Source organism: Agrobacterium albertimagni AOL15, from assembly GCF_000300855.1.
GTDB classification, from domain to species: domain Bacteria; phylum Pseudomonadota; class Alphaproteobacteria; order Rhizobiales; family Rhizobiaceae; genus Allorhizobium; species Allorhizobium albertimagni.
The window spans coordinates 282,497-294,944 of the sequence record NZ_ALJF01000003.1 but is presented as its reverse complement, the minus strand read 5'-3'; the positions used below and the strand labels follow the sequence as shown (position 1 = coordinate 294,944).

Sequence of the window (12,448 nt, the reverse complement as noted above, 5' to 3'; positions counted from 1 at the left end):
TTGGTTCGAATGGGAGTTTGCTAAGGCCTCTGGGAGGAGGATTCGATGCGCGTCGAGGATGCTTGTTTCATCGTGACGGGCGGTTGCTCCGGTCTCGGGGCCGCCACCGCGCGCATGATCGTCGAGGCTGGCGGTCGCGTGGTGATTGCCGATCTCGATCGGGATCGCGGTCAGTCGCTGGTGCTGGAACTCGGTGAAAACGTGCGCTTCGTCGAAACCGATGTCACCCGTGCGGATGATGCCGCAAGGGCTCTCGATGCTGCGACCAGCACCTTCGGCAGCCTGCGGGGATTGATCAATTGCGCAGGTGTCGCCCCTGCGGAGAAGGTCGTCGGGCGCGACGGGCCGCATGGGCTGGAGAGCTTTTCGCGGACGATCGGGATTAATCTTGTCGGCACCTTCAACATGATCCGGCTAGCCGCTGCCGCCATGCAGGCGAACGAAGCCGATGCCGAGGGTGAACGCGGCGTCATAGTCAACACCGCCTCGGTTGCCGCCTTTGACGGTCAGGTCGGGCAGGCGGCCTATGCGGCATCGAAAGGCGGGATTGCTTCCATGACCCTGCCGATAGCGCGTGAACTCGCACGATTCGGTATTCGGGTGATGTCGATTGCGCCGGGTGTGTTCGAGACTCCGATGATGGCCGGCATGCCGGAACAGGTGCGCGAAGGTCTGGCGTCGAGCGTGCCGTTTCCGCCCCGGCTCGGCAGACCGGCCGAATTCGCAGCCCTTGTCCGGCATATCGTTGAAAATACCATGCTGAACGGCGAGGTCATCCGTCTCGACGGCGCCATCCGCATGGGTGCGCGCTGACCGCTGCCGCAGGAGGAAAGATGAACTTGCACGATCCCATTGTCATCGTCGGTTCCGCCCGAACCCCGATCGGCGGTTTTCAGGGCGAGCTTCAAGGTATGACGGCGCCCGAGCTCGGTGGTGCCGCCATACGGGCGGCGCTCGACCGAAGCGGGCTTCAGGCCGATGCCGTCGATGAGATCCTGTTTGGCTGTGTTCTGCCGGCAGGTCAGGGTCAGGCGCCTGCAAGGCAGGCGGCGATCGGAGCCGGTCTGCCTGTCTCGGCAGGGGCTACGACCATCAACAAGATGTGCGGCTCGGGCATGAAGGCGACCATGCTCGCCCATGACTTGATTGCCGCTGGCAGCGCGTCGATTGCGGTGGCTGGTGGCATGGAGAGCATGACCAACGCGCCCTATCTGCTGGATCGCGCCCGCGCCGGCTACCGTCTCGGCCATGGGCGCGTACTCGACCACATGTTTCTCGACGGGCTCGAGGACGCCTATGACAAGGGCAGGCTGATGGGCACTTTCGCCGAAGACTGCGCCGAGGCCTATCAGTTTACGCGTGAAGCACAGGATGCTTATGCCGTTGCCTCGCTGACGCGGGCGACGAAGGCGATAGCCGATGGCGCATTTGACCGCGAGATCGTGCCGGTCACGGTGCGCTCCGGCAAAACCGAGCAGGTCGCTGATCGCGACGAGCAGCCGGGTAAGGCGAGACCTGAGAAGATCCCGACGCTGAAGCCCGCCTTTCGCGAAGGCGGTACTGTCACAGCTGCCAATTCCAGCTCGATCTCCGATGGTGCCGCGGCGCTTGTCCTGATGCGACGCTCGGAAGCGGCGCGGCGCGGTCTTAGCCCCCTTGCCACGATCCTTGGGCACGCCACGCATTCGCAGGCGCCCAGCCTCTTCGCCACGGCGCCGATCAGTGCCCTGCAGAAGCTCTCCGATCGCATAGGCCTGCCGCTGTCTGAGGTCGAACTGTTTGAAATCAACGAAGCCTTTGCCGTCGTTGCCATGGCCGCGATGCGCGATCTCGATTTGCCGCATGACAAGGTTAACGTCCACGGCGGTGCCTGCGCGCTGGGTCATCCGATCGGCGCCTCGGGCGCGCGGATCCTGGTGACGCTGATTGCGGCACTCGAACGCTACGATCTGAAACGCGGCATGGCAGCCTTGTGCATCGGTGGCGGCGAGGCGACCGCCATCGCCATCGAGCGGCCCTGATTGGAGGAAACTCATGATCCTTTCTGAGCTTCAACAGCAGATCCTCGAGATGACGCGCAGCTTTGCGCGCGAGCGGCTCGCACCGGGTGCCGCCGAACGCGACCGTCAGCACCGCTTCCCGCGTGAGGAATTGAGAGAAATGGGTGAGCTGGGGCTGCTTGGCATGCTGGTGCCGGAAGCCTATGGCGGTTCGGATACGGGCGCGCTCGCCTATGCAATCGCCGTCGAGGAAATTGCTGCGGGCGATGGCGCCTGCTCGACGATCATGAGTGTCCATAGCTCGGTGGGCTGCGTTCCCATTCTGAAGTTCGGCACGGAGGAGCAGCGGCAGCGCTTTCTGCCAAAACTGGCCTCCGGCGAATGGATCGGCGGCTTTGCCCTGACGGAACCGCAAGCAGGGTCCGATGCCTCGAACCTGAAGACCCGCGCCCGGCGCGAGGGAGATCATTACATCATCGACGGCGCCAAGCAGTTCATTACCTCGGGGAAGAACGGCCATGTCATCATCGTCTTTGCCGTGACTGATCCAAATGCTGCTAAGAACGGGATCACGGCCTTCATCGTGCCGACGGATACACCGGGCTACGAGGTCCTGCGTGTCGAGGAGAAGCTTGGTCTCAACGCGTCAGACACCTGCCAGATTGCCTTTGACGGAATGAGGATCCCCGTCGAGAACAGGCTCGGCGAGGAAGGGGAAGGCTACCGCATCGCGCTTTCCAATCTGGAAGGAGGGCGTATCGGGATTGCCGCACAATCGGTCGGCATGGCGCAGGCGGCCTTCGAGGCGGCACGCGATTATGCCGGCGAGCGAAAGGCCTTCGGCAAAGCAATCGCCGAGCATCAGGCAGTCGCCTTCCGTCTCGCCGACATGGCGACGCAGATCGAGGTCGCGCGGCAAATGGTCTGGCATGCAGCATCCTTGCGTGAGGAGGGCATTCCTTGCATCTCCCAGGCTTCAATGGCGAAGCTCTTCGCCTCAGAAATCGCCGAGCGGGTGTGCTCGGATGCGATCCAGATCCATGGTGGCTACGGCTATATGCGAGATTATCCGGTTGAGCGGATCTACCGGGACGCCCGTATCTGCCAGATCTATGAAGGCACAAGCGATGTGCAGCGGATGGTGATTGCGCGGAACCTGTAGGATCCCAAATGGACATCATCCAGGGACCGACGCCTAAAGAGGGAGGAAACGCTATGCTTGAGACGATCGCCTTCATTGGTCTTGGCAATATGGGAGGGCCGATGGCCGCCAATCTCGTCAAGGCGGGGTATCGGGTCCGGGGATTCGATCTTTCCGAACCAGCCAGGAAGGCCGCGACGGATAACGGCATCACGCTTTGCGAAAGTGCTGCGCAAGCCGTCGACGGAGCCTCCATCGTGATCACCATGCTGCCTGCCGGGCACCATGTCCTGTCGGTCTGGAGCGAACTCATCGGGGTCGTCGATCAGGGCACACTGCTGATCGACTGCTCGACGATTGATGTCGACAGTGCCCGAAAATGCCATGCGCTTGCCGATGGGGCCGGCTGCCTGTCACTCGATGCGCCAGTCTCCGGTGGAACGGCCGGGGCGAGTGCGGGCACGTTGACCTTCATGGTCGGCGGGGAGGCGGCGGATGCTTTGCAGCGGGGCCGCCCTATCCTGGAAGCCATGGGACGAAGGGTCGTCCATTGCGGTTCGGCCGGTGCCGGCCAGGCGGCCAAGATCTGCAATAACATGGTCCTCGGGATCACCATGGCCGGGGTCTGTGAGGCCTTCGTACTTGGGGAAAAGCTCGGGCTTTCGCATCAAGCTCTGTTCGATGTCGCCTCGACGTCATCGGGCCAGTGCTGGGCGATCAGCACCAACTGCCCGGTTCCGGGACCGGTGCCGACATCGCCTGCCAACCGGGACTACAAGCCGGGCTTTGCCGCCGCCCTGATGCTGAAAGACATGCGGCTGTCGCAGGACGCGGCGAAAGCGACCGGTGCGGCAACGGCCCTCGGCGCACATGCGACAGCGCTTTACGAACTCTTCGACCAACTGGGGCATGGCGGCGAAGATTTTTCGTCGATCATCAATTATATCAGAGACAAGACGACCTGAAGAGCAAGTCGCCAAGGGCTCAAGCGACCAGCGGCATCAAGCTCCCATTGCCGAGTTTGAGCTGCCGTGAACTCACCCGTTTCAGCAAGGGGGCATCATGGCTGATGGCGAGGATGCCGAGGCCCTGGCGGCAGCGCTCCATCAGGAAGGACCAGATTTCCACCTGGGTGATCGGGTCGAGCATGGCGGATGCTTCGTCGGCGACCAGGAATCGGGTCTTGGGGCCAATCGCCCTTGCCAGCACCACCCGTTGCAGCTCTCCGCCCGAGATTTCATGCGGGTAGCGGTCGAACCAGATCCGCGACACGCCGATGGCATCCAGCGTCTGATCATCCGGCTGCCAGGCTTCCGCGATGATCCGACCCAGACGCCAACGCGGATTGACGGCGAAGATCGAGGACTGGTGGATGTGCTGAACCCCGCGGTAGCCGGGGGCAGGGGTGGTGCCATCGAGGAGAACCTCTCCCTGCTGGGGCTTCAGATAACCCGCCACGATGCGCCCGAGCGTCGATTTGCCAGTGCCGGAGGGGCCGGAAAGGCCGAGGATCTCGCCCTGCTTCAGCGTTAGCGATACCCCATCAAGGATGGGCTCTGCTTTGCCAAAGCCGAACTCAACACCTCTCACCTCAAGCACGCGCGGCCTCCCGCTCAAGCGGTGCGGTCGTGAACTGGTTTCCCGGCATCGCAAGCCACAGCGCTCTTGCATAAGGCAGCGTCAGCCGCCTGCCATCATCGGAAAACGCATTGGCCGGCTCGATGCCGAGCAGTCTCCCTTCTGCGAGGATCGCGACCCGGTCGGCATGGGAGACCGCGGTGACGAGATCATGGGTAATCAGCAACACAGCCTTGCCGCGATCGGCTAGACGTCGAAGGAGGAGAAGCACGTTTTCCGCTGCGTCCGGATCAAGCCCACTTGTCGGCTCGTCGGCGACGATCAGATCCGGCTCTCCGATGGTGGCGATGGCGAGAAGCAGACGGCGTGCCATACCGCCCGAGACCTGATGCGGGTAAAGCCGCATGACTTCGGCACCGAGGCCGAAGCTTTCCAGGGTGTTTACGAGATCCGCCTTCGTTTTCGCTTTGCCGCTGCGTTTGGCGGCCCACAGCAATTGTTTGCCGCAGCGCGCCAATGGATCGAGATGGCTGAGCGATTGCGGCACCAGCGCCATGCGCGGGCCCTGGTCTTTGCCGCCATTGGCCGCTTCAACAGGCTCTCCGTTCAGGGATATGCTGCCGCGCACCACTGCGTTCTCCGGCAAAATGCCGAAGAGGGCGTGGGCAAGCAGGCTCTTTCCAGCACCCGAGGCTCCCACCAGCGCCAGGATCTCGCCGCGATCCACCTTGAGGTCGATGCCGTCGAGGGCCGGTACTTCGCAGCGATGGATCAGGCCGTCATAGCGCAGGAAGCCAATGGAGAGGGTGTCTACTGCAAGCATCAGCTTTGCTCCTGCCGGGGATCGACTAGTAGCCTCAGCCCATTGCCGATGGCATCGAAACTCAAGACCACCAGCAGCAATGCCAGCCCCGGAAACAGACCAAGCCACCATTTGCCGGCGGAGAGGTAGCGCATCGAATCCGACAGCAAAACGCCGATGGCGGGTTTGGAAGGTTCAAGCCCGAAGCCGATGAAGGTCAGGCCCGCCTCATGCAGGATGGCATGGGGAAAGAGAAGCACGAGGCCGACGAGCAGCTGCGGCACGAGATGCGGCAAAAAGTGATGCCGACCGATGTAGAACCAGGATTTGCCGAAGTGCCGGGATGCCTGGACGAACTCGGCTTGGCGCAGTTGCAGCAGCTCGGCCCTCAGAATGCGGGTAAGCCGCGGCCAATGGGTGACGGCAACGGCGATGATCACCGCCGTCGTGCCGCCGCCGAGACCGAAAGAGATGAGGATCAGAAGCACAAAGTGCGGCAGTCCCATCGCAGCATCGATCAGGAAGGAGACGGCTTCATCGGCCAGCCGTCCGCCCGTGGTCGCCGCAAGTGCCAGCAGCATGGCGATGACGACGGACCCTGAAGCCGCAATCAGGCCCACCCAGAAACTTAAAGCGAGGCCATGCAGCGTGCGGGCGAACATGTCGCGTCCGAGCTGATCGGTTCCCGCGGGGTGGCTCAGCGACGGCCCGAGCAGGCGCGTCGAGAAATCCGCATCGATGCCATAGCCGCCGTAGAGATGGGTAGATACGAGAACGGCAGCCAAAGCGAGCACAGCGATGGCAGAGACGAGCAGCGTTCGTATCCGGTGCCCATCAGGCGCGCGGTCGGGGGCGGAGGGCGGGAGATCGAGGATGGCACTCATGCGACGCGCGCTCCCGATGCCATGCGGGGATCCACCAGCCGGTAAAGGAGATCGGCAATCGAGTTGCCGACAAAGACGACAAAGGTGAGCGCCAGCGTGATGGCAAGAAGCAGGGGCACATCGCCCCGGATGCCGGCTTCCACGGTTGCCTTGCCAAGCCCCGGATAGGAGAAGACCTGTTCGGCGAGAACCGAGCCGCCGAAGAGCTCACCCAGAGATGCGAAAACGACGGTCACTGCCGGAAGCGCCGCATTGCGTGCCCCGTGACGCAGGGCGATATCCATGCGGGAGGCGCCCTGCGCCTTGGCATAGAGTGCGTAGTCGGATTGCATGATCTCGATCATTTTTGCGCGCGTGTGCAGCGCGATCTGGGCAATGCCGAGCACGCTCAGCGTGGCGAGCGGCAAGGCGAGGTGTCTGATGCGATCGAGAATGGTCACCTCTTCCAGCAGAACGCCGATCGGCGTCGCACAGCAGATCGGCGCCCAATTAAGGCCCACGGCAAAAATCACCAGGAGCATGATGGCCAGCCAGAAGGTCGGCGTCGAGGCGAGCACGTAGGAATAGACACGGATAATCCGGTCTGCCCAGGATCCGGCAAAGGCACCGGCAATCACCCCAAGGGCGAAGCCAAGCAGACCGGAAAAGAGCCAGGCAAGCCCCATCAGGGGAAGCGACGCCTTGAACCTCGAGACGAGGACGTCGGCGACCGGTGCGTTGTAAGTCATCGAGTAGCCGAGATCGCCAGCCGTCAGATTGTTGGCCCAGCGCCAGAACTGCGTCGCCGCCGGTTGGTCGAGCCCCCACTTCTCGGCAATGAGCGCGCGCTGCTCGGGCCCGGCACGCGCGATGTCGGCCCCGAGATAGGCATTGATCGGGTCGACCGGGGAGTGCTTGGCCAGTGCAAAGGCGACGATCGCCACCGTCGTAAGGACAAGCACAAGCCGGATCGCCTTTGCGGCGATCAACCCCACCCAGTGCTGTTGGCTTGACCTATTCACAAGTCCATTTCCAGGTCTGGATCATCGCGGTGATCGGCCATCCATGGCCATGCGGTTCGATCTGGGTGGCGCCAATCTCCAGGCATTCGTTCACGTAGTAAACATGGTCCAGGTTGACGAGCCAGGCCCATGCCGCGTCCCCCTTGGCGCCGAAGCCAGTCGACCCGTCCCACTCGGCTTTTCGCCAGTCGCCGAAGGATGCTTCAAGGCTTTCGGCGCTCTGGGCTGCGGCGAGATGCTGGTCGACGGTGGGGTTGGCGTAGAAGCCTGCATTGTAGAACTCCACGCCACTGAGGCTCGACTGATAGAGATTGTAGACCTCAAGCGGTGAGTGGCTGCCCCAGCCGAACAGCACAGGCTCGGAATGCATGATGCGACCGATCTCGTCCCAGCTCTTGCCGGTTGCCGTCGCCTCAATGCCAAGCGCCTTCATTTGTGCCGATACGGTCTCGGCGAGCATGCGTCGGGTGGAATCCGACGCGGGATAGTTGATCGGAAATGCGGCCCGCAGGCCATCTTTCACGCGGATGCCGTCGTTGCCGAGCACCCAGCCGGCTTGCTCTAGCTCGGTCTTGGCCAGTTCCAGGTCGAAGTTTACTGCGGCGTCCGGATTGGACCAAGGCAGACCGTCGGCCGGGCCTGCTGCCGGGCTCCCGTGGCCGAGCAGGGCGACCTCGACCAGTTGGTTTCGATCGATCCCGAGATTGACGGCACGCCGGATGGCAGGATCGGCCGTGACATCATTGCCGATTTTCTTGCCCTCGCCGACGACCTTGCCCTCGTCCTTCACCATAGGGAAGACGATGCCTCTGTTGTCGACCGACTGGGCAACGATCTGCTTGAAGCCCTGCGGTGCCGCATCGGCGGCCGTCGCAGGCACCGAGACCATGTCCACCTGTCCGGCCTGGGCTGCCGCGAGGCTGGTGTCTTCTTCGGTAAACAGGAAGGTGATCCGCTCGAAGGGCCCGGTCTCGCCGTAGTAGTTCGGGTTTTTCTCTACGATCAGCTGTTGGCCTTCGGTCCAAGAGACGAGCTTGTAGGGTCCTGACCCGATGGGCTTTCGCGCATAGCCTTCGCCGTAGCTGTCCGAGGGCACGATTCCGAGCGCGTAGAAGTTCTCGGTGAAAGTGATCCATGGCTTTTTCAGCCGGAACTCGACGGTCTGGTCGTCGATGGCGCGGGCGGCTTCGAGTGCGGTCAAGTCGGCGGCGCTGCCGATCTTGGCCGCCTCGTTGAAGGTGAAGGCGACGTCTTCAGCGGTGAGTGGCGAACCATCGGAGAACTTTGTGTCAGGCCGGAGCCTGATGGTCCACGTCAGTCGATCATCGGAGAGCGACCATTCGGTCGCCAGATCGGGGCGCGTCTTCAAATCGGCATCGCGCGTCAGGAGGGTCGAATGAAAAAGCGGATGACCGTAACGTCCCCAACCCGTCAGCGGGTCATAACCACCTTCAGGCTCACCGCCGATGGCGAGCACCAGTTGCGATTTCGGCGCAGCAAGGGCCGTGCTGGACAAGAAGGCGGCAGCGAGCGCGGTCGAAAATGCAACCCGCAGAATTGCCTTGGTCATGAAAATTCCCCTATACCCAATCAGACGGTGCCGGGTGCACCTACGAAACAACCGGACCATAATCCTGGGAAAGTATGATGTCTATATCAAAACATCATACGATCGGAGTTTGATATGCAGCGTGTGACAATCACCCTCGACGACGACCTGATGCAGGAGCTTGATGCGCTGATTGAGACACGCGGGGATCAGAACCGGTCGGAGGCGATCCGTGATCTCGTGAGAACGGGTCTGAAGGAAGCCACCCGAAATTCGAAGGGTGATGAACCCTGCATCGGCGTGCTAAGCTATGTCTACGATCACGCGGCCCGCGACCTAGCACGGCGGCTGACGAACAGCTTCCATCATCATCACGACCTGACGATCGCGAGTCTGCATGTGCATCTCGATACCGAGAATTGCCTCGAAGTCGGCATTCTGAAGGGGTCGATGAACGAGGTACAGCATTTTTCCGACCACATCACTGCAGAGCGATCGGTGCGTCACGGGAGTGTCCAGATCATACCGCTGCAGGGCAGCGAAGACTGACCGATCGATTGGCTGGTCCATCCTTCGTCCCAACCTCTAGGCTCCGACGGGCCTCACCTAGCCTAGTGTGACGCCTTCATCACCTCGGCTCTGATTTCCGCCCCATGCTCGTTTAGTCGCGGAGGAGGCGAGACGGCAAATTCCGGCTCGCCATCAAAGCTGTAAGGCGGCCGGACGGTCGTGAAGTCTCCCATTTCGGCATTCGGAACGGTAACCGCAATTTGCAGATGCCGTGCCTGTGGGTCTTCGAGCGCCTCGTCGCTATCGTAGGCGGGCGCATAGGGCACTTCGTTCGTTTCCAGCAAACCGCACCATTCGTCACGCGGCTTGCTTCGAAACACCGGAGCGAGAATGTCGATCAGGTCATCCTGATGCCGGATGCGATCCAGGCGCTCGCGGAAACGGGGATCATCTGCTAGATGGCGCTGCTGGGTCGCATCGAGCAGACCTTCCCAGAACTTTTGCGGCGATGAGAGGTGGAAGGCGATCCATTTGTGGTCGGCGCATTCGAAGGTGTAGGACTGGCTGACCACCGGTCGCGACAAGGGTCCCATGACCTCTCCGACGCTGTAGTAGTGGGTAAAACTGTCCAGATTGAAGTGGCTCATGGCCTCAAGCATCGAGATGTCGAGCCTGCGGCCCTTGCCCGTCTGACCGCGCTCGATCAGGGCGGCGAGGATGCCGGTTGCCGCATAGTGTCCCGTCACGGCATCGGCCAGAGCCGGCCCGATGACGCGGGGACGGTCAGGCGGTGTCACGAGGCGTAGAAAGCCGCTGGCCGCCTGTGCCACAGTGTCATAAGCCGGTCTGTCCCGTGCCGGCCCCGAGGTGCCAAAGCCTGAAATCGCGCAGTAGACGAGCCGCGGATTGAGTGCTCTCAGTTCGGTTTCGCCCGCGCCGAGCTTTTCGGCGACCCCCGGCCGGAAGTTCTGGATGAAGACGTCTGCCGAAGAAATCAGGGCGTGAAAGACCTCGAGATCCTCGGGGTTTCGTGTGTCGAGCGCGATGGAACGCTTGTTGCGGTTATAGGTCTGAAAATGGGGCGAGTAGAGCCCGCCCTTGAAGGCGCGGAAGGGATCGCCCTCTCCGGGGCGCTCGACCTTGATGACGTCGGCACCGAGGTCGGCCAGTTGCATCGCTGCGGCAGGCCCCGTGATGTAGGTCCCCATCTCGATGACCCGAATGGATTGAAGCGGCTTCATTCGGATGTCTCTCCGTCATACGAAATGGCCAAATCCGCGTGGTGGGACAGGATGAAGCCTATCGGCCGTTCGCTTTCCTCATAGAGATGGGCGGCAAGGCCTGCGGCCCGGGCAATGAGGGGGATGGCCTTGAGGGCCGCGAGTGGCCATCCGGCATCGAGCATCACGGCGGGGATGGCGCCTGAGACATTGATCGGCAAGGGCCGGTTCATGATGCCGGGGGCAAGCTTGCCCAGCAGTCTTAAGGTTGCGATATGCGGCCCGGAAATCTGCAGTTCGTCGGCGACCGCCAGTAGCCGATCTGCGCGGGGATCTCCGCCTGCGTGCTGGGGATGGCCAAGTCCCGGAACCTTCCGGCGCTCCTTCAGGAAAACATCAAGCGAGTGGCGGACCGCCGCCTCGTTTCCGCCAGCGGCGACCAGTTCTGCGAGATATCGCCCCGCGACCTCCGAAGAACCGGCAACAACGGTGCCCATGCCGAGAAGACCTGCGGCCATGGCGCCCTGCCAGGCCTCCGGGGCTGCTGCCAGCGTCATGCGGGCCGCCTGCACCGATGGAACCAGTCCATGCTCGGCAATCGCGACCAAGCAGGCGTTGAGGGCCGTGGTCTGTCGTTTGTCCGGCCGTTTCCCGCAGACCAGCAGCCAGAAATAATCGGTGAAATCGATCTTGCCTATCAGGTCGTCACACAGATCATGGCCTCTGACCGTGATGGATGTTGCATCCGATGTGGCGATCGCGGTGAAAGCGTGGTCCTGCTTGCCAATTCTCATTCACAGTTCCTTTTCGCACAGCGAAAATAAATTCACTTGCCGAATAATAGAACCTGTTCTAGCTTTGCGTCAACCCGGCGGGAGACGGGTAGTCGAGTGGAGGATGTCGATGGCTCAGATCAATCAGTTCACGATTACCGAGGCGGTGAAGGAAAGTTTCCAGACCGAGGAGGGCAGTCGGTTCAAGTTCCTGCTTGAGACGTTCATCGATCACCTCCACGACTATACGCGTGAAGTGAACATGACCCATGAAGAATGGATGGGCATGCTGATGTTCCTCTATGATTGCGGGAAGATCTCCACCCCGGAACGGCACGAGTTTATTCTGCTGTCCGACGTCGTCGGCCTGTCCGCGCTGGTCGACATGATCAACACCCGGGGCGGTGCGACCGAGGGGTCTAATCTCGGCCCCTTCTATTTGGATGACGCGCCGGAACTCGATTTGGGCGGCGATCTTGCACGTGGGCGTGACGGCACGACGCTCCTGGTGCATGGCATTGTGCGCGATACCCTTGGAAACCCGTTGCCAGGAGCGGTCGTCGACACTTGGCAGGCGGATGGCAGCGGCACCTATCCCATTCAGGAGCATGGGCAGGACAAATACGACCTGCGTGGCAAGATCACCGCTGATGCGGAAGGCCGCTACTACTACACCACGGTCCTGCCGAAGCCCTACACCGTTCCCTATGACGGTCCGGTCGGACGTCTGCTTCGTGCCGGCAACCGCCATGCCTGGCGGGCCGCGCATCTGCACTTCATCGTCCGTGCCGAAAAAATGCGGGCGATCACCACGGAACTGTTCTTCGAGAACACCGAATACATCGACAATGACGCGGTTTTCGGAGTGCGAAAATCGTTGATCGCAAAACTGGAACCTGTCAAGAAATTCGAGGAATTCCCGTTTGCCCTCGAGAAACGTCCGGATGCGAAGTGCAGGTTCGACTTCGTGCTTGCACCCGAGGGCTGAAC

13 protein-coding genes are annotated in these 12,448 nt (G+C 61.8%); 6 read left to right on the top strand and 7 right to left on the bottom strand.

Features of this window, described 5'->3' with window-relative positions; all coding sequences use genetic code 11:
* The first annotated feature begins 45 nt into the window (after positions 1–45).
* The 4 genes from QWE_RS04605 to mmsB are packed head-to-tail and all read left to right on the top strand — an operon-like array spanning position 46 to position 4,106.
* Entirely contained in the window at positions 46–813 is a 768-nt protein-coding gene (locus QWE_RS04605; protein ID WP_006724922.1) for an SDR family NAD(P)-dependent oxidoreductase, read from the top strand.
* A 20-nt stretch (positions 814–833) separates the two neighbouring features.
* Positions 834–2,021 carry an acetyl-CoA C-acyltransferase gene (locus QWE_RS04600; protein WP_006724921.1) on the top strand — a complete coding sequence of 396 codons (1,188 nt, stop codon included), beginning with the start codon at positions 834–836 and terminating at the stop codon, positions 2,019–2,021.
* A gap of 13 nt (positions 2,022–2,034) precedes the next feature.
* A complete protein-coding gene (locus tag QWE_RS04595; protein ID WP_006724920.1) occupies positions 2,035–3,162 on the top strand; it encodes an acyl-CoA dehydrogenase family protein in 1,128 nt (375 codons plus the stop codon).
* Positions 3,163–3,215: 53 nt separating this feature from the next.
* A complete protein-coding gene (mmsB, locus tag QWE_RS04590) occupies positions 3,216–4,106 on the top strand; it encodes a 3-hydroxyisobutyrate dehydrogenase (protein WP_006724919.1) in 891 nt (296 codons plus the stop codon).
* 19 nt (positions 4,107–4,125) lie between these two features.
* Here mmsB and QWE_RS04585 read toward each other — a convergent pair whose 3' ends face one another.
* The 5 genes from QWE_RS04585 to QWE_RS04565 are packed head-to-tail and all read right to left on the bottom strand — an operon-like array spanning position 4,126 to position 8,976.
* Positions 4,126–4,740, bottom strand: a complete 615-nt coding sequence (locus QWE_RS04585) for an ABC transporter ATP-binding protein (protein WP_006724918.1) — start codon at positions 4,738–4,740, stop codon at positions 4,126–4,128.
* Positions 4,733–5,542, bottom strand: coding sequence for an ATP-binding cassette domain-containing protein (locus tag QWE_RS04580; protein WP_006724917.1), 810 nt, complete (start codon positions 5,540–5,542; stop codon positions 4,733–4,735). Before QWE_RS04580 ends, QWE_RS04585 begins: the two co-directional genes overlap by 8 nt.
* On the bottom strand, positions 5,542–6,405 hold the full coding sequence (locus QWE_RS04575) for an ABC transporter permease (RefSeq protein WP_006724916.1): 864 nt from the start codon (positions 6,403–6,405) through the stop codon (positions 5,542–5,544). The genes QWE_RS04580 and QWE_RS04575 overlap by 1 nt, the downstream gene beginning before the upstream one ends.
* On the bottom strand, positions 6,402–7,406 hold the full coding sequence (locus tag QWE_RS04570) for an ABC transporter permease (RefSeq protein WP_240532503.1): 1,005 nt from the start codon (positions 7,404–7,406) through the stop codon (positions 6,402–6,404). The genes QWE_RS04575 and QWE_RS04570 overlap by 4 nt, the downstream gene beginning before the upstream one ends.
* Entirely contained in the window at positions 7,399–8,976 is a 1,578-nt protein-coding gene (locus tag QWE_RS04565; RefSeq protein ID WP_006724914.1) for an ABC transporter substrate-binding protein, read from the bottom strand. The genes QWE_RS04570 and QWE_RS04565 overlap by 8 nt, the downstream gene beginning before the upstream one ends.
* Before the next feature lie 114 nt (positions 8,977–9,090).
* Between QWE_RS04565 and nikR the strand changes: the two genes are divergently transcribed.
* A complete protein-coding gene (nikR, locus tag QWE_RS04560) occupies positions 9,091–9,504 on the top strand; it encodes a nickel-responsive transcriptional regulator NikR (RefSeq protein ID WP_006724913.1) in 414 nt (137 codons plus the stop codon).
* A 62-nt stretch (positions 9,505–9,566) separates the two neighbouring features.
* Here nikR and QWE_RS04555 read toward each other — a convergent pair whose 3' ends face one another.
* Complete coding sequence (locus tag QWE_RS04555; RefSeq protein ID WP_006724912.1) at positions 9,567–10,706, bottom strand: CaiB/BaiF CoA transferase family protein; 1,140 nt, start codon at positions 10,704–10,706, stop codon at positions 9,567–9,569.
* Positions 10,703–11,479 (bottom strand): citryl-CoA lyase, encoded by a 777-nt coding sequence (locus QWE_RS04550; protein ID WP_006724911.1) that lies wholly within the window; start codon positions 11,477–11,479, stop codon positions 10,703–10,705. The genes QWE_RS04555 and QWE_RS04550 overlap by 4 nt, the downstream gene beginning before the upstream one ends.
* A 109-nt stretch (positions 11,480–11,588) precedes the next feature.
* Here QWE_RS04550 and QWE_RS04545 point away from each other — a divergent pair, with 109 nt between their 5' ends.
* The gene (locus tag QWE_RS04545; RefSeq protein WP_006724910.1) at positions 11,589–12,446 is read left to right on the top strand and encodes a dioxygenase family protein; all 858 of its coding nucleotides are present in this window, start codon (positions 11,589–11,591) and stop codon (positions 12,444–12,446) included.
* The last annotated feature ends 2 nt before the right edge of the window (positions 12,447–12,448 follow it).

Bases quoted from the DNA above. Each gene is read 5' to 3' on its own strand.
- QWE_RS04565 (WP_006724914.1), bottom strand. From the start codon at position 8,976: ATGACCAAGGCAATTCTGCGGGTTGCATTTTCGACCGCGCTCGCTGCC.
- QWE_RS04550 (WP_006724911.1), bottom strand. From the start codon at position 11,479: ATGAGAATTGGCAAGCAGGACCACGCTTTCACCGCGATCGCCACATCG.
- QWE_RS04595 (WP_006724920.1), top strand. From the start codon at position 2,035: ATGATCCTTTCTGAGCTTCAACAGCAGATCCTCGAGATGACGCGCAGC.
- QWE_RS04575 (WP_006724916.1), bottom strand. From the start codon at position 6,405: ATGAGTGCCATCCTCGATCTCCCGCCCTCCGCCCCCGACCGCGCGCCT.
- QWE_RS04555 (WP_006724912.1), bottom strand. From the start codon at position 10,706: ATGAAGCCGCTTCAATCCATTCGGGTCATCGAGATGGGGACCTACATC.
- QWE_RS04545 (WP_006724910.1), top strand. From the start codon at position 11,589: ATGGCTCAGATCAATCAGTTCACGATTACCGAGGCGGTGAAGGAAAGT.
- QWE_RS04600 (WP_006724921.1), top strand. From the start codon at position 834: ATGAACTTGCACGATCCCATTGTCATCGTCGGTTCCGCCCGAACCCCG.
- nikR (WP_006724913.1), top strand. From the start codon at position 9,091: ATGCAGCGTGTGACAATCACCCTCGACGACGACCTGATGCAGGAGCTT.
- QWE_RS04605 (WP_006724922.1), top strand. From the start codon at position 46: ATGCGCGTCGAGGATGCTTGTTTCATCGTGACGGGCGGTTGCTCCGGT.
- mmsB (WP_006724919.1), top strand. From the start codon at position 3,216: ATGCTTGAGACGATCGCCTTCATTGGTCTTGGCAATATGGGAGGGCCG.
- QWE_RS04580 (WP_006724917.1), bottom strand. From the start codon at position 5,542: ATGCTTGCAGTAGACACCCTCTCCATTGGCTTCCTGCGCTATGACGGC.